Origin of the sequence: Azotobacter salinestris, assembly GCF_009363155.1 — a bacterium.
Lineage (GTDB): Bacteria > Pseudomonadota > Gammaproteobacteria > Pseudomonadales > Pseudomonadaceae > Azotobacter > Azotobacter salinestris.
Map to the genome: position 1 here is coordinate 3,860,754 of NZ_CP045302.1, position 19,753 is coordinate 3,880,506.

19 protein-coding genes and 1 tRNA gene are annotated in these 19,753 nt (G+C 64.6%); 12 read left to right on the plus strand and 8 right to left on the minus strand.

Annotated elements, in window-relative coordinates:
• Window positions 1-229: 229 nt before the first annotated feature.
• The 4 genes from GCU53_RS18090 to GCU53_RS18105 all read right to left on the minus strand — a co-directional run bounded on the left by GCU53_RS18090 (window position 230) and on the right by GCU53_RS18105 (window position 5,511).
• Window positions 230-3,064 carry a valine--tRNA ligase gene (locus GCU53_RS18090; protein WP_152388834.1) on the minus strand — a complete coding sequence of 945 codons (2,835 nt, stop codon included), beginning with the start codon at window positions 3,062-3,064 and terminating at the stop codon, window positions 230-232.
• Window positions 3,065-3,200: 136 nt separating this feature from the next.
• On the minus strand, window positions 3,201-3,539 hold the full coding sequence (locus GCU53_RS18095; RefSeq protein WP_152388835.1) for a DNA polymerase III subunit chi: 339 nt from the start codon (window positions 3,537-3,539) through the stop codon (window positions 3,201-3,203).
• Between the two features lie 6 nt (window positions 3,540-3,545).
• Window positions 3,546-3,974: a DNA polymerase III subunit chi gene (locus tag GCU53_RS18100; RefSeq protein WP_152388836.1), complete on the minus strand. Its 429-nt coding sequence runs from the start codon at window positions 3,972-3,974 to the stop codon at window positions 3,546-3,548.
• A 46-nt stretch (window positions 3,975-4,020) separates the two neighbouring features.
• Window positions 4,021-5,511, minus strand: a complete 1,491-nt coding sequence (locus tag GCU53_RS18105; RefSeq protein ID WP_152388837.1) for a leucyl aminopeptidase — start codon at window positions 5,509-5,511, stop codon at window positions 4,021-4,023.
• A 270-nt stretch (window positions 5,512-5,781) separates the two neighbouring features.
• Between GCU53_RS18105 and lptF the strand changes: the two genes are divergently transcribed.
• Together lptF and lptG are read left to right on the plus strand one after the other, a co-directional pair.
• Window positions 5,782-6,903, plus strand: coding sequence for an LPS export ABC transporter permease LptF (lptF, locus tag GCU53_RS18115; RefSeq protein WP_152388838.1), 1,122 nt, complete (start codon window positions 5,782-5,784; stop codon window positions 6,901-6,903).
• Complete coding sequence (gene lptG, locus GCU53_RS18120; protein WP_152388839.1) at window positions 6,896-7,957, plus strand: LPS export ABC transporter permease LptG; 1,062 nt, start codon at window positions 6,896-6,898, stop codon at window positions 7,955-7,957. Before lptF ends, lptG begins: the two co-directional genes overlap by 8 nt.
• Before the next feature lie 53 nt (window positions 7,958-8,010).
• Here the strand turns inward: lptG and GCU53_RS18125 are convergent, their stop codons facing one another.
• The gene (locus GCU53_RS18125) at window positions 8,011-8,505 is read right to left on the minus strand and encodes an RDD family protein (protein WP_152388840.1); all 495 of its coding nucleotides are present in this window, start codon (window positions 8,503-8,505) and stop codon (window positions 8,011-8,013) included.
• Window positions 8,506-8,603: 98 nt separating this feature from the next.
• Entirely contained in the window at window positions 8,604-8,816 is a 213-nt protein-coding gene (locus GCU53_RS18130; protein WP_039805696.1) for a cold-shock protein, read from the minus strand.
• A 1,129-nt stretch (window positions 8,817-9,945) separates the two neighbouring features.
• On the opposite strand from GCU53_RS18130, the gene GCU53_RS18135 reads away from it, so the two are divergent.
• Both GCU53_RS18135 and GCU53_RS18140 read left to right on the plus strand, forming a co-directional pair.
• Entirely contained in the window at window positions 9,946-10,278 is a 333-nt protein-coding gene (locus GCU53_RS18135; protein WP_244306836.1) for a DUF2790 domain-containing protein, read from the plus strand.
• Between the two features lie 262 nt (window positions 10,279-10,540).
• Window positions 10,541-10,816 (plus strand): hypothetical protein, encoded by a 276-nt coding sequence (locus GCU53_RS18140; RefSeq protein ID WP_152388841.1) that lies wholly within the window; start codon window positions 10,541-10,543, stop codon window positions 10,814-10,816.
• A gap of 82 nt (window positions 10,817-10,898) precedes the next feature.
• On the opposite strand, the gene GCU53_RS18145 is transcribed toward GCU53_RS18140, so the two are convergent.
• Window positions 10,899-10,985 (minus strand) — tRNA-Leu (locus GCU53_RS18145).
• Window positions 10,986-11,095: 110 nt separating this feature from the next.
• Between GCU53_RS18145 and queA the strand changes: the two genes are divergently transcribed.
• The 6 genes from queA to GCU53_RS18175 all read left to right on the plus strand — a co-directional run bounded on the left by queA (window position 11,096) and on the right by GCU53_RS18175 (window position 17,130).
• Window positions 11,096-12,145, plus strand: a complete 1,050-nt coding sequence (gene queA, locus GCU53_RS18150) for a tRNA preQ1(34) S-adenosylmethionine ribosyltransferase-isomerase QueA (RefSeq protein WP_152388842.1) — start codon at window positions 11,096-11,098, stop codon at window positions 12,143-12,145.
• Window positions 12,146-12,150: 5 nt separating this feature from the next.
• On the plus strand, window positions 12,151-13,266 hold the full coding sequence (gene tgt, locus GCU53_RS18155; protein WP_152389954.1) for a tRNA guanosine(34) transglycosylase Tgt: 1,116 nt from the start codon (window positions 12,151-12,153) through the stop codon (window positions 13,264-13,266).
• A 41-nt stretch (window positions 13,267-13,307) separates the two neighbouring features.
• Complete coding sequence (gene yajC, locus GCU53_RS18160; protein ID WP_152388843.1) at window positions 13,308-13,643, plus strand: preprotein translocase subunit YajC; 336 nt, start codon at window positions 13,308-13,310, stop codon at window positions 13,641-13,643.
• Between the two features lie 63 nt (window positions 13,644-13,706).
• On the plus strand, window positions 13,707-15,575 hold the full coding sequence (gene secD / locus GCU53_RS18165) for a protein translocase subunit SecD (protein ID WP_152388844.1): 1,869 nt from the start codon (window positions 13,707-13,709) through the stop codon (window positions 15,573-15,575).
• Between the two features lie 10 nt (window positions 15,576-15,585).
• The gene (gene secF, locus GCU53_RS18170) at window positions 15,586-16,500 is read left to right on the plus strand and encodes a protein translocase subunit SecF (protein ID WP_152388845.1); all 915 of its coding nucleotides are present in this window, start codon (window positions 15,586-15,588) and stop codon (window positions 16,498-16,500) included.
• An 87-nt stretch (window positions 16,501-16,587) separates the two neighbouring features.
• Window positions 16,588-17,130 carry a glycine zipper 2TM domain-containing protein gene (locus GCU53_RS18175; protein ID WP_152388846.1) on the plus strand — a complete coding sequence of 181 codons (543 nt, stop codon included), beginning with the start codon at window positions 16,588-16,590 and terminating at the stop codon, window positions 17,128-17,130.
• A gap of 77 nt (window positions 17,131-17,207) precedes the next feature.
• Here the strand turns inward: GCU53_RS18175 and suhB are convergent, their stop codons facing one another.
• Window positions 17,208-18,023, minus strand: a complete 816-nt coding sequence (gene suhB / locus GCU53_RS18180) for a type III secretion system regulator SuhB (RefSeq protein ID WP_152388847.1) — start codon at window positions 18,021-18,023, stop codon at window positions 17,208-17,210.
• 142 nt (window positions 18,024-18,165) lie between these two features.
• Here suhB and trmJ point away from each other — a divergent pair, with 142 nt between their 5' ends.
• Both trmJ and cysE read left to right on the plus strand, forming a co-directional pair.
• Window positions 18,166-18,942, plus strand: coding sequence for a tRNA (cytosine(32)/uridine(32)-2'-O)-methyltransferase TrmJ (trmJ, locus tag GCU53_RS18185; RefSeq protein WP_152389955.1), 777 nt, complete (start codon window positions 18,166-18,168; stop codon window positions 18,940-18,942).
• On the plus strand, window positions 18,942-19,718 hold the full coding sequence (gene cysE / locus GCU53_RS18190; protein WP_152388848.1) for a serine O-acetyltransferase: 777 nt from the start codon (window positions 18,942-18,944) through the stop codon (window positions 19,716-19,718). The genes trmJ and cysE overlap by 1 nt, the downstream gene beginning before the upstream one ends.
• Window positions 19,719-19,753: the final 35 nt, after the last annotated feature.

Consider the following 19,753-nt stretch of genomic DNA (forward strand, 5'->3'; position numbering starts at 1 on the left):
GGCGGCAGTGTCCTTGCGGGCCACGGGACGTGGCCGCGTTGTCACATTGTGCTTGTTCCGTCTCGACTGGCTTTCCGTGTGCGGTGCTTGCCGGCAATCCGCTGGTGGCGCTTGTGGCACCATTGTTTCACGACATTTCAGGCCGGCGCCAGCGAACGAATGCTTATAAGGCGAAGATGGGCGGGGGAACCGGGGCTGGCCAGCAGCGCCTGCCGCTGGCCAGCCAATCTCAGAGCGCGGCGATGCGCGCGCGCTGCTCGCCCAGCTTGCTCAGGGCCAGTTCGGCCTCGCTCAGCTTGGCGCGTTCCTTGGCGATCACTTCGGCCGGGGCCTTGTCGACGAAGCTGGCGTTGCCCAGCTTGCCGCCGATTCGCTTGACCTCGCCTTCCAGGCGCTGGATTTCCTTGTCCAGACGGGCCAGTTCGGCGTCCTTGTCGATCAGCCCGGCCATCGGCACCAGCACCTGCATCTCGCCGACCAGCGCAGTGGCGGCCAGCGGGGCCTCCTCGCCGGCCTCCAGCACACGGATCGATTCCAGCTTGGCCAGCTTCATCAGCAGCGGCTGGTTCTCGGCCAGGCGGCGGCGGTCGCTGTCCGAGGCGTTGTTCAGCACCACGTCGATGCGCCTGGCCATGGAGATGTTCATCTCGCCGCGGATCTGCCGCACGCCGAGCATCAGCGCCTTGACCCACTCGATGTCGTCCTCGGCGGCTTCGTCGATGCGCGCCTCGTCGGCCACCGGCCAGGGCTGCAGCATCAGCGTCGGACCGGACTTGCCGGCCAGCGGCGCGAGGCGCTGCCAGATTTCCTCGCTGATGAAGGGCATGAAGGGATGCGCCAGGCGCAGCGCGGTCTCCAGCACGCGGACCAGGGTGCGGCGGGTGCCGCGCTGGCGGGAGGCCGGGGCGTGCTCGTCCCAGAGCACCGGCTTGACCAGTTCCAGATACCAGGCGCAGTACTGGTCCCAGACGAACTCGTAGAGCGCCTGGGCGGCGAGGTCGAAGCGGAAGGCGTCGAGCTGGCGGGTCACTTCGAGCTCGGTGCGTTGCAGCTGGGAAACGATCCAGCGGTCCACCGGCGACAGCTCGACGGGCTCGCCGGCGGCGCCGCAGTCCTTGCCCTCGGTGTTCTCGAAGACGAAGTTGGCGGCGTTCCACAGTTTGTTGCAGAAGTTGCGGTAGCCCTCGACCCGGCCCATGTCGAACTTGATGTCGCGACCGGTGGAGGCCAGCGAGCAGAAGGTGAAGCGCAGCGCATCGGTGCCGTAGCTGGCGATGCCTTCGGGGAACTCGGCGCGGGTCTGCTTGGCGATCTTCTCGGCGAGCTTGGGCTGCATCATGCCGCTGGTGCGCTTGGCCACCAGGCTTTCCAGGTCGATGCCGTCGACGATGTCCAGCGGGTCGAGCACGTTGCCCTTGGACTTGGACATCTTGTGGCCCTGGCTGTCGCGCACCAGACCGTGGACGTAGACGGTCTTGAAGGGGATCTGCCCGGTCAGGTGCAGGGACATCATGATCATCCGGGCAACCCAGAAGAAGATGATGTCGAAGCCGGTGACCAGCACGTCGGTGGGGTGGAAGGTCTTGAGGAACTCGGTCTGCGCAGGCCAGCCCAGGGTGGAGAAGGTCCACAGGCCGGAGCTGAACCAGGTGTCCAGCACGTCCTCGTCCTGGCGCAGCGGCTCGTCGTTGCGAATCGCATACTTGCTGCGCACCTCCGCCTCGTCGCGGCCGACGTAGGCGTTGCCGGCCTCGTCGTACCAGGCCGGAATGCGGTGGCCCCACCACAGCTGGCGGCTGATGCACCAGTCCTGGATGTCGCGCATCCAGGAGAAGTACATGTTCTCGTACTGCTTGGGCACGAACTGGATGGAGCCGTCCTCCACGGCGGCGATGGCCTTCTCGGCCAGCGGCTTGGTGGAAACGTACCACTGGTCGGTCAGCCAGGGCTCGATGATGGTGCCGGAGCGGTCGCCGCGCGGTACCTTCAGCGCGTGGTCGTCGATCTTCTCCAGAAGGCCCATGCCGTCGAAGTCGGCGACCACGGCCTTGCGCGCGTCGAAGCGGTCCATGCCTGCATAGCTGTCCGGCAGGGTGGGATCGATGCGCGTGTTCGGCGTGCCGTCGATGTCGAACACCTGGGCCTGGGCCAGGACCGTGGCGTTCTTGTCGAAAATGTTGATCAGCGGCAGGTGGTGGCGCTTGCCGACCTCGTAGTCGTTGAAGTCGTGGGCCGGGGTGATCTTCACGCAGCCGGTGCCGAACTCGCGGTCGACGTACTCGTCGGCGATGATCGGGATCAGGCGGTTGACCAGGGGCAGCAGCACGTGGCGGCCGATCAGGTCCTTGTAGCGCTTGTCCTCCGGATGCACGGCGACGGCGGCATCGCCCAGCATGGTTTCCGGGCGGGTGGTGGCGACCACCAGATAGCCCTTGCCCTCGCTGGTGCGGGCATCGTCGGCCAGCGGGTAGCGCAGGTGCCAGAGGTGACCCTTCTCGTCGTGGTTCTCCACCTCCAGGTCGGAGATCGCGGTGTGCAGCTTGGTGTCCCAGTTGACCAGACGCTTGCCGCGGTAGATCAGGCCGTCATCAAAGAGGCGGACGAAGGCTTCCTTGACCGCTTCGGAAAGGCCCTCGTCCATGGTGAAGCGTTCCCGCGACCAGTCCACCGAGCTGCCCAGGCGGCGGATCTGCCGGGTGATGGTGCCGCCCGACTGCTCTTTCCATTCCCAGACCTTGTCGAGGAACTTCTCGCGGCCGAGGTCGTGGCGGCTGACGCCCTGGGCTGCCAGCTGGCGCTCCACCACCATCTGGGTGGCGATGCCGGCATGGTCGGTGCCCGGCTGCCACAGGGTGTTGCGGCCCTGCATGCGGCGGAAGCGGATCAGCGCGTCCATGATCGCATTGTTGAAGCCGTGGCCCATGTGCAGGCTGCCGGTGACGTTCGGCGGCGGGATCATGATGGTGTAGGGCTCGCCGCTGCCCTGCGGGGCGAAGTAGTTCTTCGCCTCCCATTCGGCGTACCAACGGGATTCAATGGCGTGCGGCTGGTAGGTCTTGTCCATGCGGAGGAAACCCTTGTAAGACGGCTGATCTGGGGAAAACCGGGGAGTATAAAGGCAAACCCGTACCTGTGGGCTGCAATCCCTGCAAGTCTAATGGAGTGCCGTGGCGGCCGGGTGGCGGGCCGCAGGCGAAGGCTCAGGGCTTGCGCCGGGCGAGAAGCTGGTCCAGGCGGGCCTCGAGGCGGCGTTTCAGCTCGGCCTCGATCTGTGGCACGAAGTCGTCGACGACCTCCTGCAGGATCAACTGGGCCTCGGTGCGCAGGCTCTGCTCCAGGTCTGGCGGAAGCGCGGTCGGAGGCGGCCCGGCTTCCTCCTCTGCGACGGGAACGATCTCCGAGAGTAGCGGAATGTCGTCGGCGCCGAGGGTCTCGGTGAGCAGGGGCGGCAGCGCCAGGTCCTCGTCCAGCAGGTCGCGGATCGACTGCAGATCGCTCAGCAGGTGGGTGGTGTCCGGCTTGGGTTTCAGGCTGTCCATGGCACGTCAGAGGCGAGAAAGACGGTGATCCTGCAAAGCATAGCCGCGCTCGCGGTAGAAGCGGTAATTGGCGCGCGTGGCCTGGCGTATGCCCGGTTCGCTCACCACCAGTTCGGCGATCCGCTCGAAGCGTGCGCAGCAGGGCGGCACGCTCAGGGCCAGGTTGATCAGCAGCTCGTGATGGCTGCCGGGATCGTCGCCCAGGCCGAGGGCGATCGGTGCGTCGGCATCCGCCTCGAGCATGCCGTGGGGGAGGAAGGCCTCGGCCTTGAAGCTCCACAGGCGGGCATCCAGCGCCTCGCGCTGGGGCGCGTCCTGGCAGTGCACATAGACGCGATGGCCCAGGCGCCAGGCCTTTTCCGCCAGCTTGCAGGCGAAGTTCAGGCGCGCCGCCGGATCTGCGGAGGGCAGGATATAGAAGTCGACCTGGGGCATGGAGTCCTCGGCTGTGCGGGAGCGGGCCGGCCGCTCCCGCGGTCGCTCACGGGGCGCTGCGGTCCAGCAGGAACTGGGTCAGCAGCGGAACCGGGCGGCCGGTGGCGCCCTTTTCCTTGCCGCCGCTGATCCAGGCGGTGCCGGCGATGTCCAGGTGCGCCCAGTGGTATTTCTTGGCGAAGCGCGAGAGGAAGCAGGCGGCGGTGATGGTGCCGGCCTTGGGGCCGCCGATGTTGGCCATGTCGGCGAACGGGCTGTCGAGCTGCTCCTGGTACTCCTCGAACAGCGGCAGCTGCCAGGCGCGGTCGGCGGCATGTTCGCCGGCCTTGAGGATCTGGCGGATCAGGCCGTCGTGGTTGCCCATCAGGCCCGAGGCCTGGGTGCCCAGGGCGGTGATGCAGGCGCCGGTGAGGGTGGCGACGTCGATCACCGCCTGCGGCTTGAAGCGTTCGGCGTAGGTGAGGGTGTCGCACAGCACCAGGCGGCCTTCGGCGTCGGTGTTGAGAATCTCCACGGTCTGCCCGCTCATGCTGGTGACGATGTCGCCGGGGCGGGTGGCGCCGCCGCTGGGCATGTTCTCGGCACAGGCCAGAAGGCCCACGACGTTGAGCGGCAGTCCCAGCTCGAGCAGGGCGCGGAAGGTGCCGAGCACGCTGGCGGCACCGCACATGTCGTACTTCATCTCGTCCATGCCCGAGCCCGGCTTGAGGCTGATGCCGCCGCTGTCGAAAGTGATGCCCTTGCCGACCAGCACGACCGGCTGCTCGTCCTTCCGGCCGCCCTGGTAGTTGAGCACGATCAGCCGTGGCGGCTGGTCGCTGCCCTGGGCCACGGCGAGGAAGGCGCCCATGCCGAGCTCCTTGAGCTTCTTCTCGTCGAGCACTTCGACCTTCAGGGTGCCGTAGGCCTTGGCCAGCGCCTTGGCTTCATCGGCCAGGGAGGTCGGATGGCAGAGGTTCGGCGGCAGGTTGCCGAGGTCGCGGGTCAGGGCCAGGCCGTTGACGATCGCCTGGGCGTGGCTCGCGGCGCGCTCCATGTCGGCCTGGCTGGCCTTGTCGCAGACCAGGACCAGCTTCTTCAGGGACGGCGCGCTGGCCTTCTCGCTCTTGAAGCGATCGAACACGTAGGTGGCGTCGAGCAGGGTCTCGGCCAGCAGGCGGGCCTTGCCGTAGGTGTCGCGCCCCTTGACGTGGAGTTCGCCCAGGGTCAGGGCGGCGTCGCTGCCGCCGAGGCCCTTCAGCACCCCGTAGGCGGCGGCGACGATCTTGCGGAACTGGCGGTCGCTCAGCTCGCTCTCCTTGCCTGCGCCGACCAGCAGCACGCGTTCGGCCTTGAGGTTCGGCAGTTGGTGCAGCAGCAGGGTCTGTCCGGCCTTGCCGGCGAGGTCGCCGCGCTTGAGGGCGGCCGACAGGGCGCCGTCGGTGGCCTGGTCGATGGCCTTGGCGGTGGCGCCCAGTTTGCGGCCTTCGCCGACGGCAACCACCAGCGTTGCAGTTTTCAGGGTTTGCGGGCTGGCACTTTTGACAACGAGTTGCATGGCGTGATGTCCCCAAGACAAAGGGTCTGGTTTGCAGGATAATGCCGGTCTTTTTTGTGGCGCGTTGCGGGCCGCTGGGAGTGCTGCGTTCGGCCATCGGTGCGGGATCGGGTTGGCATCCTTTCACGTCAGGGACACTGCACAACCTTGCCTGGTCTTGCCCCGTCCGGCCCGCGTGGCCTCTTCGACGGCCCGTGGGGCGGTGGGTCGGCAACGAGACGGCTAGTTTGAGCACAGCCGCCTGAGCCTGACAACCCTGGAGTGTCTGGTTTGATCATCCCTCGCTATCTTTCCCGTGAGCTGCTGATGACGCTGAGCGCGGTCAGTGCCGTGCTGCTGGCGATCATCATGAGTGGCCGCTTCATCAAGTATCTGGCGCAGGCCGCCCAGGGTCTGCTCGACCCGGGCGTGTTGCTGCAGATCATGCTTTACCGGATGCCCAGCTTCCTTGAGCTGATCCTGCCGCTGGGGCTGTTTCTCGGCATCCTGCTGGCCTACGGCCGACTGTATCTCGACAGCGAAATGACCGTGCTGGCGGCGACCGGCATGAGCCCGCAGCGCCTGGTCGCCTATACCCTGGTGCCGGCCATTCCGGTCGCCGCACTGGTTGCCTGGATGAGCCTGGGGCTGGCGCCCCAGGGGATACGCATGGTCGAGCAACTGCTCAACGAGCAGAAGGCTCTGACTGAGTTCGACACCCTGGTACCGGGCCGCTTCCAGACCATGAAGGATGGCTCGCGGGTGACCTATGTCGAGGATCTGACCGACGATCGCACCGAACTCTCCAGCGTGTTCATCAGCGAGAAGCGGATGTCCCGCGACGGCGGGAAGGAGCGCGGCATCGCCGTGCTGGTGGCGGAGGGCGGTCGCCAGGAGGTGCAGGCGGACGGTAGCCGCTATCTGATCCTGCAGAACGGCTATCGCTATGACGGCAATCCTGGCGAGGCCGACTACCGGGTGATCCGCTACGACACCTACGGCGTGTTGCTGGCCAAGCCGGCGGTGAGCAGCGAGATCAACGAGCGCGAGGCGATTCCCACCCGCGAGTTGATCGGCAGCGACCTGCCGCGTCATCAGGCCGAGCTGCAATGGCGCCTTTCCCTGCCCCTGCTGGTGTTCGTGGTCGCCGTGCTGGCCGTGCCGCTGGCCAAGGTCAACCCCCGTCAGGGGCGTTTTCTCAAGCTGCTGCCGGCAATCCTTCTGTACATGGCCTATCTGGCCACGCTGATCGCCGTGCGCGGCGAACTGGACAAGGGCGGGATCCCGATGCTGATAGGTCTCTGGTGGGTCCATGGGCTCTTTCTGCTGATCGGTCTGGGACTGCTGTTCTGGGAGCCCCTGCGCCTGCGGCTGGCGAATCGGCGCGCCGAGCGGAGTCTGAATCATGGGTAAGCTGGACAGATACATCGGCGTCAGCGTGTTTCTCGCCATCCTGGCGGTGCTCGGGGTGATTGTCGGCCTGTCCCTGCTGTTCGCCTTCGTCGACGAACTGGGCGATGTCCGGGGCAATTACGATCTGGTCGCCGCGGCCTGGTACGTCCTGCTGACCGTGCCACAGCGAACCTATGAAATGCTGCCGATGGCGGCGCTGATCGGCTGTCTGATCGGCCTGGGCAGTCTGGCCAGCAGCAGCGAGCTGACGGTCATGCGGGCCGCCGGCGTATCGCTCGGGCGCATCGTCTGGGCAGTGATGAAGCCCATGCTGGTGCTGATGGTGCTCGGCGGACTGCTCGGCGAATACCTGGCGCCCTGGACGGAGAACAAGGCCGAAGCGCACCGCTCCCTGGCTCAGGGCGGCGGCGAGGCGCAGACCTCCAAGCACGGCCTCTGGCACCGCCAGGGCGACGAGTTCGTGCACGTCAACGCGGTGCAGCCGGGAGGCGTGCTGTACGGGGTGACGCGCTACCGCTTCGACGATCAGCGTCATCTGCTGTCTTCCAGCTTTGCCAGGAGGGCGCAGTTCCAGGATGGAAACTGGCAGCTGGAGGATGTGACGACCACTCGTTTCCTCGAGCGCAGCACCGAGATCGTCAAGGCTGCCAGGGAGCACTGGGATATTCTGCTGAGCCCGCAACTGCTGGGGACCGTGGTGATGGATCCGGAGGCCCTGCCGGTAACCGGGCTCTGGCGCTACATCCATTACCTGGGCGAACAGGGGCTGAACAATGCGCGCTACTGGCTGGCCTTCTGGACCAAGGTGCTGCAGCCTTTGGTGACCGCGGCGCTGGTGTTGATGGCGATTTCCTTCATCTTCGGCCCGCTGCGCTCGGTCACCCTCGGTCAGCGCCTCTTCACAGGGGTGCTGGTCGGCTTCGTCTTCCGCATCTTCCAGGATCTGCTCGGCCCCTCGAGCCAGGTGTTCGGCTTCTCGCCTCTGCTGGCGGTGCTTTTGCCGGCCGGGTTCTGTGCCCTGCTGGGAATGTATCTGTTGCGGCGGGCCGGGTAGGGGGATTCTCCCGCCTGCCGTGGTCGGGCGGGCGGGAGAGGGGCTGGCTGTCGCTACTTCTTGTGGATGTTCTTCGGCAGCCGAACCACCTGGCTGTTGGAGTACATGTCCTGCCAGGTACGCCCCTGCTTGTCCCAGAGCATCCAGAGATAGCCCAGACCAAAGCACAGCCAGGAGGCGATGGCGATCAGGAAGCGCAGCAAGGCCTGCCAGAGGTCGATGGCAGTGCCGTCGCTGTTCTGGACGCGCAGGCCCCAGACCTGCATGCCGAGGGTCTGTCCCTTGTGCGTCCAGAACTTCGTGAAAAAGCCGAACAGGCAGAAAAACAGTAAGGAGGAGAGGAGTGGGTCGCCATCCAGTGCGCCGGCGTCGGATAGCTGCCTGAGGCGCTCGCTGCCGATGATGGCCATCTGTATCAGCTTGTAGAGGAAGGTGACGACGATCAGCAGGGCGATGCAGAGCAGGAAGTCATAGAACATCGCTGCCAGGCGACGGGGAAGTCCTGCGGCAGGAAAGTCGCCTTGGGGGATCAGGGCGGGTTTGGGCATGGCGGACTCGCGGTAAGGCAAAGGCCGTTATTCTACGAGATCCCAGGCACAAAAAAGCCCCTGATGTCGCCATCAGGGGCTTTTTGGCAAGCCGGCAATCAGCCCAGGATCTGGACCTTGTCAGCCTGCATGCCTTTCTGGCCTTGCACCGCTTCGAAGGTGACTTTCTGGCCTTCTTTCAGGCTCTTGAAGCCGGTGCCTTCGATTGCGCGGAAGTGAACGAACAGATCCGGACCGCTCTCGGGAGTGATGAAGCCAAAGCCCTTCTCGTCGTTGAACCACTTGACGGTGCCGGTTTGACGATTCGACATGTCTTATTTCCTTGAAACTGGAGTTGATGGCAGTCTCTGTGACAACAGAGAGCTAGAACTGGTTGCAGAGAGTAAGAGAAGTCGAGCGGGATGTAGCGGACCTGTAGGACCTACTGCCACCAAGTCAAGATTCAACAGCGACCCACGCAAACACAGTTTAGATACTGTACGCCAAGTCCGCGGAAAAAGCCAAGCCCCGGAGCGGAAGGTTTTGTGATGGCTGGTTGTGCGAAATCTGCGGTCATTTTCAATAAAAATGATGTATTTTTTGAAAAAATATTCCTTTTTGCAGAGGTGTTCGGTGTGTTTTTCAGCGTGTTTTCCGTACTGGGTGCGGAGTCAGGTCTGACAGGAGCAGGCTGCGTTCTGCTGTCGGTTCGTCGCCGCCGGGCGTCGGCTGGGCCGTCTCGTCCCTCCTCGGTTCATTACAATTTTATTGTAATCAGATTCCAGTACGCAGTGCGCTGCCTGGAGCCGAGATGGCTTAAGGCTTTCACGGCTCTTGACTGAAGTACGCAGATGGCGGTTTTGCTGGTGTCTGCGGGAAGCAAACTCGACTGGTGCGGTCTGTGATGATTTACAAGGCTAGAGGGGGGGCTTTTTATTTGTCCCTGTTTCAAGGAAACATCTTTTAAATAATCTTCGAGTCTATGTATTCACATTAAAATGACTTGATCAAATAAGTAGTGGCTTGACCCTGATGACCCCGAGGGCTTTGCTTGTATTGTTTGTGGGTGAATGCAGGCTTTTCTCGGGAGCTGGATATGGCAGGGCTTCCGGGGAGTGCAAGGATCGGAAAAAGATGGTTGCTGAATTGCGAGGTGTACCCATGCGCTTTTCCTGGGGCCGGCTCCGGCGCCTTGTCCGATCCTTGAATAGGGAGTGACAGATGCTGCCACAGGGACGGAGATCCGCAACCACTTCGCTTTCGCCGGGTATGGTCATAGGTGGCTGGCGATGCGGAAATGCGGAAAGTGGTTCTGGTCCGGTCTCTTGCAGGTCGGGAGGACTGCCAGGCCGGCTTCGTTGACCGGTTCCGCTTTTTATTATGACTGCCTGAGGAGTGATGTCGGGTTTGATACTTGCATCGCATGTTTCTCGAGTTCTTCTCCTGCTGGAGGGGTATTCCATGACAGTCTTTGGCATGAAACCTGTAAAAGTGATTTGCGCAGCGGCGCTGCTTCTGCCGGCTTCCCTATCCATGGCCGAGAATGAGGGACGTCCTTCCGCTGACTCGAAGGAATTGGAAGAGATGGTTATCTATTCCCGGGCACCCGAAGTTCGGGATTACGAGTATGGCATGCGTCTGGATATCGCCGACGTGGTTGCCATGGAATATTTTCCGCCCGAGCCGGATTTTTGCGGGGTCATTCCAGCGCAGATGACCTATGAAGACTCCTCGGGAAACCTCAATACCATCCGCTATCTGTATCCGGAAACTGCAGGGTGCCATGACAATTAGAGCGGACTGAAAAAGTCTCTGCTTGTATCTGGCAAGGCAAGGCGGTTTTGCCGGGGCATATGTCCACGTGCCTTGTAGGAAGGTTCGTCTGAGCGGAGCCTTCCTTCGAGTCTTGCCCGGCTCCGTTGTAACGACCCCCTGCATGGCATGTGGAGGGGTGTCGTGCAAGATGACGTGAGTCGATGGCACTTTGAGCGTGTTGCGCGGTCACAACGGCTAGCACCTGATTTTGCACGAGCTGTTACGCCAGGAAGGGCAGCCGATGACTATCGATCCGATTCTTTCTCTTGTACTCGCATGCTGTGGGTTGTTCGCGGCAGGACTGTGTCTGGGGAGCTGGATGCGTCCCTCGCCGAGGCCGGAGGCCGACCTGGAGGATCCCGTGGACGACGCTGGGTTGTTCTGCGGCTGGGATGGGCTCTCGGTCGGCGAACGAAGGAGGCGGCTGGCGCTGTACCAGCGGCGTGTGCGGGCGCGGATTGCCGAGCAGGAGCGGGCCTGGCTTCAGGCGCGACTGCGAGAGTATGCGAAGGGCTAGGCAGGTGTCGCGGACAACAAAAAACCGGCTCTTGAGCCGGTTTTTCAGTTTTGGAGCTCACTTGGGAACTCGAAGGTATTCATGGTGCCCCGGGAGAGACTCGAACTCTCACTCTGTCGCCAGAAACGGATTTTGAATCCGCCGCGTCTACCGATTCCGCCACCGAGGCACAATGGCGGCGCAGTATAGGGAGGTGGATGCGGCGGGTCAATCGCGCCGCGTGGTCACCCGGGGCGCTTTCCGGTAAGCTTTGCGCCCCGCAAAGCTGGCCTCTCTATCATGCGTGTCGCCGATTTCCATTTCGAGCTTCCCGAGTCCCTGATCGCCCGCCATCCGCTGGCCGAGCGCCGTGCCAGTCGGCTGCTGGTGCTCGATGGTGCGACCGGGGAATTGCAGCATCGGCGCTTTGCCGATCTGCTCGACTATCTCCGGCCTGGCGATCTGATGGTGTTCAACAATACTCGGGTCATTCCCGCGCGCCTGTTCGGGCAGAAGGCTTCCGGCGGCAAGCTGGAAATTCTCGTCGAGCGGGTATTGGACGATGAGCGGGTGCTGGCCCACGTGCGTGCCAGCAAGTCGCCCAGGCCCGGCTCGAAGATCCTCATCGAGGGTGGCGGCGAGGCACAGATGCTTGCCCGCCACGATGCACTGTTCGAGCTGCGTTTCGACCAGAACGTGCTGCCCCTGCTCGAGCGCGTCGGGCACATGCCGCTGCCTCCGTATATAGACCGTCCCGACGAAGCGGCCGACCGCGAGCGCTACCAGACGGTCTATGCCGAGCATGCCGGTGCGGTGGCGGCACCTACTGCCGGGCTGCATTTCGACGAGGCGCTGCTCGCCGCGATCCGCGACAAGGGAGTGGCGACCGCCTTCGTCACCCTGCATGTCGGTGCCGGTACCTTCCAGCCGGTGCGCGTCGAGCGCATCGAGGATCACCGCATGCACCGTGAGTGGCTGGAGGTCGGTCCGGGGGTGGTCGACGCCGTGGCTGCCTGCCGGGCGCGCGGCGGCCGGGTGGTCGCGGTCGGTACCACCAGCGTGCGCTCGCTGGAGAGCGCCGCACGGGACGGCGAGCTCAAGCCGTTCAGCGGCGATACCGATATCTTCATCTACCCCGGGCGGCCCTTCCATGTGGTCGACGCTCTGGTGACCAATTTCCACTTGCCCGAATCCACCCTGCTGATGCTGGTGTCGGCCTTTGCCGGCTATCCCGAGACCATGGCTGCCTACGCGGTGGCTGTGGAGCAGGGTTACCGCTTCTTCAGCTACGGCGATGCCATGTTCATCACCCGCAATCCCGCTCCCCGCGGTCCCGAGGAAACCCCATGAGTCATATGTCCTTCGAGTTGCTGGCCACTGACGGCAAGGCCCGGCGCGGCCGTCTGACCTTTCCCCGCGGGGTGGTCGAGACGCCGGCGTTCATGCCGGTGGGCACCTATGGCACGGTGAAGGGCATGCTGCCGCGCGATATCGAGGCAATCGGTGCGCAGATCATTCTCGGCAATACCTTCCACCTCTGGCTGCGGCCGGGGACCGAGGTGATCCGTCGCCATGGCGACCTGCACGACTTCATGCAATGGCAGGGGCCGATTCTCACCGACTCCGGCGGCTTTCAGGTGTTCAGCCTGGGGGCGCTGCGCAAGATCAAGGAGGAGGGCGTTTATTTCGCTTCGCCGGTGGATGGCGCCAAGGTGTTCATGGGGCCCGAGGAGTCGATGCAGGTGCAGCGCGACCTCGGTTCGGACATCGTCATGATCTTCGACGAGTGCACGCCCTATCCGGCCGACGAGGAGGTGGCGCGGCGCTCGATGGAGCTTTCACTGCGCTGGGCCAGGCGTTCGAAGGTCGCCCACGCGGGCAATCCTGCGGCGCTGTTCGGCATCGTCCAGGGTGGCATGCACGAGGATTTGCGCCTGCGTTCGCTGGAGGGGCTCGAGGAGATCGGCTTCGACGGCCTGGCCATCGGCGGCCTTTCGGTCGGCGAGCCCAAGGAAGAGATGATCCGCGTGCTGGACTTCCTGCCGCCGCGGCTGCCGGCGAACAAGCCGCGCTACCTGATGGGGGTGGGCAAGCCGGAAGATCTGGTCGAAGGCGTACGCCGCGGCATCGACATGTTCGACTGCGTGATGCCGACCCGCAATGCGCGCAACGGTCATCTGTTCGTCGACAGCGGGGTGCTGAAGATCCGCAACGCGATGCATCGGCACGACGAGTCGCCGCTGGATCCGGCCTGTGACTGTTACACCTGCAAACATTTCTCCCGCGCCTATCTTCATCATTTGGACAAATGCGGCGAAATGCTGGGCAGCATGTTGAATACAATCCACAACTTGCGGCATTACCAGCGCCTGATGGCTGGTTTGCGCGAGGCTATCCAACAAGGTAAATTGGCCGCCTTTGTCGATGCCTTCTACGCTCGGCGCGGTCTGCCGGTGCCGCCGCTGACTTGAGTCAGCCATCCTTATCCGAATCCTTTCAACAGGAGAGCTACATGAGTTTTCTGATTCCTGCCGCCTACGCCGAAGCTGCTGCTCCCGCGGGTGCTCCTCCGGGTACCGGTTTCGAGTGGATCTTTCTGGTCGGTTTCCTGGTCATCTTCTATCTGATGATCTGGCGTCCCCAGGCCAAGCGCGCCAAGGAGCACAAGAACCTGCTGGGCGGCCTGCAGAAAGGCGACGAAGTGGTGACCAGCGGCGGCATCGCCGGACGGGTGAGCAAGGTGGCTGACGACTTCGTGGTGCTGGAAGTCTCCGATACCGTGGAACTGAAGATCCAGAAGGGCGCGATCGTCGCCTCCCTGCCCAAGGGCACCCTGAAAGCCATTTAAGCTCCACTCCTTTCATTCGTGACGGGGCGCGCAAGGCGCCCCGCGTCTCAATCGGACGGCGTCATGCTCAACAAGTATCCCCTGTGGAAGTATCTGCTGATCCTGGCCGTGCTGCTGGTCGGCATCGTCTATTCCGCACCCAATCTCTTTCCCGACGACCCGGCCATCCAGATCAGCGGGGCAAGCACGGCCCGCCAGATCGGGCAGGGCGATCTCGAGCGTGTCGGCAAGGCGCTGGCCGAGGCCGGCATAGCCGTCAAGGCGAGCAGTCTGACCAGCGAAGGCAAGGCCGGGCTGTTGCGCCTGGTCGATCAGGAGCGCCAGCTGGAGGCCAAGGACGTGGCGCGCAAGGTGCTCGGCGACGAGTACGTGGTGGCGCTGAACCTGGCGCCGACCACCCCCGGCTGGCTGCGCGCGCTGGGCGCCAATCCGATGAAGCTGGGCCTGGACCTGTCCGGCGGCGTGCATTTTTTGCTCGAGGTGGACATGGACAAGGCGCTGGATGCGCGCCTGAAGGTATATGAAAGCGAAGTGAAGAGCCTGCTGCGCAAGGAGCGCCAGCGCTATCGCAGCCTGCCGCAGCAGGATGGCACCATTCAGCTGGGCTTTGCCGATGTCGAGCAGCTGGAGCAGGCGCAGGCCCTGATACGCAAGAATTTCAACGACTTCGAGCTGGTCGCCAGCGAGCGCGGCGGCCAGCCGGTGCTGCGCCTGGCGCTGACTCCGGCGAAGCTGGCGGAGATCCGCGAGTATTCCATCAAGCAGAACCTGACCACGGTGCGCAACCGGGTCAACGAGCTGGGCGTCTCCGAGCCGCTGGTGCAGCGCCAGGGCGCCAATCGCATCGTCGTCGAGCTGCCCGGCGTGCAGGATACCGCCGAGGCCAAGCGGATTCTCGGCAAGACCGCCAACCTCGAGTTCCGCATGGCCGCCGAGCCCGATGCCGCGCGCGCCATGACCGAGACCTTCGAGTTCCGCGAGGAGGGGCGTCCGGCGGTGGCGCTGGAGCGCAGCCTGATCATCACCGGTGACCAGGTCACCGACGCCCAGGCCGGCTACGACGAGAACGGTCGTCCGCAGGTGAACATCCGTCTCGACGGCCATGGTGGCGAGCTGATGAACCGGGCGACCCGCAACAGTGTCGGGCGCAGCATGGCCGTGCTGTTCATCGAGCAGAAGCCGGTGACCCGCTACGTCAAGCAGACGGTCGACGGCGTAGAGAAGGAAGTGGCGGTCGAGACTTTCCGCGAAGAGAAGAAGATCATCAGCCTGGCGACCATCCAGTCGCCGCTTGGCAGTCAGTTCCGCATCACCGGCCTCGATGGCCAGGGCGAGTCCTCCGAACTCGCGCTGCTGCTGCGCGCCGGTGGTCTGGCGGCGCCCATGTACTTCGCCGAGGAGCGTACCCTGGGCCCGAGCCTGGGGGCGGAGAACATCCAGTTGGGCATCCAGGCCTCGCTGTGGGGCTTCCTCTTCGTTGCCCTGTTCATTCTGGTCATCTACAAGTTCTTCGGTCTGCTGGCCACCGTGGCGCTGGCCTTCAACATGGTGCTGCTGGTGGCGCTGATGTCGCTGCTCGGCGCGACCCTGACCCTGCCGGGCATCGCCGGCATCGTGCTGACCATGGGCATGGCCGTGGATGCCAACGTGCTGATCTTCTCGCGCATCCGCGAAGAGATCGCCAATGGCCTGTCGATCCAGCGGGCCATCCACGAAGGATTCGACCGCGCCTTCTCGGCGATTCTCGACGGCAACCTGACCACCCTGCTGGTCGGTGGCATCCTGTTCGCCATGGGGACCGGGCCGGTCAAGGGGTTCGCCGTGACCCTGTCGCTGGGGATCCTCACTTCCCTGTTCACCGCCATCATCGTGACCCGCGGTCTGGTCAACCTGATCTATGGCGGCCGCGATCTGAAGAAACTGTGGATTTGAGGGGTTCGGCATGAAGCGTGTAATCAATTTCATGGGCATCCGCCGGGTGGCCTTCGCCGTCACCCTGCTGCTGACTCTGGTGTCCCTGGCCAGTCTGGCCGTCAGGGGGTTGAATTTCGGTCTGGACTTTACCGGCGGCACCCTCATCGAGCTGAACTACGAGCGTCCGGTCGAGCTGTCGAGCGTGCGTGCCAAGCTGAGGGCGGCCGGCTACGGCGATGCCCTGGTGCAGAGTTTCGGGGCGACCACAGACGTGCTGGTGCGTCTGCAGGGCGACGATGCGCAACTGGGCGACAAGGTGGCGGCGGCGCTGCGCCAGTCCACCTCCGACAACCCGGTGACGGTCAAGCGCGTTGAGTACGTCGGCCCGGCAGTGGGCGAGGAGCTGCGCGATCAGGGCGGCTTGGGCATGCTGCTGGCCCTGGGAGCCATCCTGGTCTACGTGGCCTTCCGTTTCCAGTGGAAGTTCGGCTGCGGCGCGGTGCTGTCGCTGTTCCACGACGTCATCGTCACCCTCGGCGTGTTCTCCTTCTTCCAGATTCCCTTCGATCTCACGGTGCTGGCGGCGGTGCTGGCGGTCATCGGCTATTCGCTGAATGACACCATCGTGGTGTTCGACCGCATTCGCGAGAATTTCCGGTTGCTGCGCAAGGTCGAGCTGATCGAGAACATCAACATTTCCACGACCCAGACGCTGCTGCGGACCGTGGCGACCTCGGTTTCCACCCTGCTGGCGGTGCTGGCGCTGATGCAGTTCGGTGGCGAGGCGCTCTGGGGCTTCTCCCTGGCGCTGTTCATCGGCGTGCTGGCCGGCACCTACTCCTCGGTCTACATCGCCAACCTGACGCTGATCTGGCTGAGGCTGACCCGCGACGACCTGATCCCCCCGGTCGCCGAGGAGACCGAGGCGGACCTGCGCCCCTGACAACAAGCGAAGCGGAACTGCCTGCTGGTACGCAAGTCCAACTGTCTGTGCTCGTCCGTGTGGGGCGGGCGCAGGCAGGAGACAGTGATGAGCAAGGCAATGATCGCAGGGCTGGTGCTCGGTGCAGTGGGCATGGCGACGAGCGGGGCGGCGTCCGCCTATGGTCCGGACGGGTACGGGCCGGAGTACGCCGAGGTGCTGGCGGTGCAGTCGGTCAGGGATGACGGTCGGGCCTCGCGCGAGGCGTGCCGGGACGTGGCGGTGAGCCAGCCGGGGCAGGTCCAGGACCAGCATCAGATCGCCGGCACCCTGATCGGCGCGGTGGCCGGTGGCCTGCTGGGTAGCCAGATCGGCAGCGGCAAGAAGCTCGCCGCCGTGGCCGGTGCAGTGGCCGGTGGCTATGCCGGCAACAAAATTCAGGAAACCATGCAGGCCCGCGATACCCGGACCGCCACCGAAATCCGCTGCGATGGTGCGGCGAGCGGCTACGAGCCGGTCGGCTACGACGTGAAGTATCGTCTGGGGCAGGAGGTCGGCTGGGTGCGCATGGATCACGATCCCGGTGCACGGATTCCGGTGCGCAACGGTCGGCTGCAGCTGACGCGCGAGGAGTCCTCGTCCCTGTGGTAGGTCGCCTGTCCGACCGCGCTTTCTCTTGGACAATAAAAAACCCGCCTCGGCGGGTTTTTTATTTTGCCGGTGTCGCTTCAGCGCTTCAGGGCCGGCGGCAGGTGCGGCTGGATGGCGGTCAGCACGGCCTTGAAGCATTTGGTGTTGCCGGCCACCACATGGCCTTTCTCGAGGAATTCGTGGCCGCCGGCGAAGTCGCTCACCAGGCCGCCCGCTTCCTGGATCAGCAGGGCGCCGGCGGCCATGTCCCATTCCGACAGGCCGAACTCCCAGAAGGCGTCGTAGCGGCCGGCGGCGACGTAGGCCAGGTCCAGGCTGGCGGCGCCGGCGCGGCGGATGCCGGCGGTCTGGCCGGTCAGCGCGCGGAACATGCCCAGATAGTTCTCGAGGTATTCGAGCTGGCTGTCGCGGAAGGGGAAGCCGGTGCCCAGCAGGGCGCCGTCCAGGCTCTTGCGCGGGCTGACGCGGATGCGCCGGCCGTTGAGGGCGGCGCCGTTGCCGCGGCTGGCGGTGAATTCTTCCTGGCGGACCGGATCGAGCACCACGGCGTGCTCCAGGCGACCCTTGTACTTGCAGGCGATGCTCACCGCATAGTGCGGCACGCCGCGCAGGAAGTTGGTGGTGCCGTCCAGCGGGTCGATGATCCACTGGTAGTCGGCGCCCTCGCCGCTGCCCGGCTGCAGCCCGCCTTCCTCGCCGAGGATGGCGTGGTTCGGGTAGGCCTTGCGCAGGGTGGCGATGATGGTCTGCTCCGCCGCGCGATCGACCTCGCTGACGTAGTCCTTGGCGTCCTTCTCGTCGACCGAGATGACGTCCAGGCGTTCGGTGGAGCGGAAGATCAGTTCGCCGGCGCTGCGGGCTGCGCGCAGCGCGATATTCAGCATGGGCTGCATGGAGGTTTCACCTGGGTCGTTAAAGAAAGCCGGCCATACTAGCAGAAACGGGCGGGGGATGCAGTGGTCGGGGTCGCGTGGCGTTCGCCATCCGGCTTCTGTAAGATTCCAGCCCCTTTGGCCGTGTAGCGTTGTGGAGCTGGTGTTGCTGCAGAACATTCGCGTTGTCCTGGTGAATACCAGTCATCCCGGCAATATCGGAGGGGCGGCCCGCGCCATGAAGAACATGGGCCTGAGCCGCCTCTATCTGGTCGATCCCGAGGACTTTCCGAGCAGCGAGGCGGTTGCCCGGGCCTCCGGCGCCACCGACATCCTGGAGAGTGCACAGGTAGTCGCCAGCCTGGAGGAGGCATTGGTCGGCTGCAGCCTGGCGCTCGGCACCAGCGCCCGCGACCGGCGCATCCCCTGGCCGCTGCTGGATCCGCGCGAATGCGCCACCACCTGTCTGGAGCAGGCCGGGCAGGGGGCCGAGGTGGCGCTGGTATTCGGCCGCGAATACGCCGGGCTGACCAACGAGGAACTGCAGCGTTGCCAGTTCCATGTGCACATTCCCTCGGATCCTTCGTTCAGTTCGCTGAATCTGGCGGCGGCGGTCCAGGTGCTCGCCTATGAGGTGCGCATGGCCTGGCTGGCGGCCGAGGGGCTGCCGAGCAAGCAGGAAAAGCTGGAAACCACGGCGATGCTCAATGCCCAGCCGGTCACCATGGACGAGCTGGAGCTGTTCTACGGGCACCTGGAAAGTACCCTGGTGGAGATCGGCTTCCTCGATCCGGAAAAGCCGCGCCATCTGATGTCACGCCTGCGCCGCCTGTACGGGCGCAGCGGGATCAGCAAGTTGGAAATGAATATCCTGCGCGGCATCCTGACGGAAACCCAGAAGGCGGCCCGTGGCGAGGCCCATACGCGGAGAAAGCAGTGATGTTCGAACGCATGCAAGAAGATATCCGGAGCGTTTTCCGGCGCGACCCTGCCGCGCGCAACACCCTCGAGGTGCTGATCTGCTATCCGGGGCTGCATGCGGTATGGCTGCATCGCCTGGCGCACGGGCTGTGGTGCGGCGACTGGAAGCTGCTGGCGCGGCTGGTCTCGCATCTGGGGCGCTGGCTGACCGGTATCGAGATCCATCCGGGCGCGCGAGTCGGCCGGCGCCTGTTCATCGACCACGGCATGGGCGTGGTGATCGGCGAGACGGCCGAGATCGGCGACGACGTCACCCTCTACCACGGAGTGACCCTCGGCGGCACCAGCTGGGACAAGGGCAAGCGCCATCCGACCCTGGAAGATGGCGTGATCGTCGGAGCCGGGGCGAAGATTCTCGGCCCCTTCACCGTCGGGGCTGGCGCCAAGATCGGCTCCAATGCGGTGGTGACCCGGGCGGTGCCGGCCGGCGCCACGGCGGTGGGAATACCCGGGCGCATCGTCGTCAGGTCGGACGACGAGCAGGAGGCCAGACGCCAGGCGCTCGCCGAGAAATACGGCTTCGATGCCTACGCTCTCGGCCAGAGCATGCCGGACCCGGTGGCGCACGCCATCGGCCAACTGCTCGATCACCTGCAGGCCGTCGACGAGCGACTCGAGGGCATGTGCCAGGCGCTCAAGGCCCTGGGCAGCGATTATCACGCCAAGGAGCTGCCGGCGCTGCGCGAGGAGGATTTCGCCGGGGTCAAGGAAGAGGACGGCAAGCCTCCGGTCTGAGGTTTCGTGGTCCGCCTCGGGCAAAAGGTCGGGCG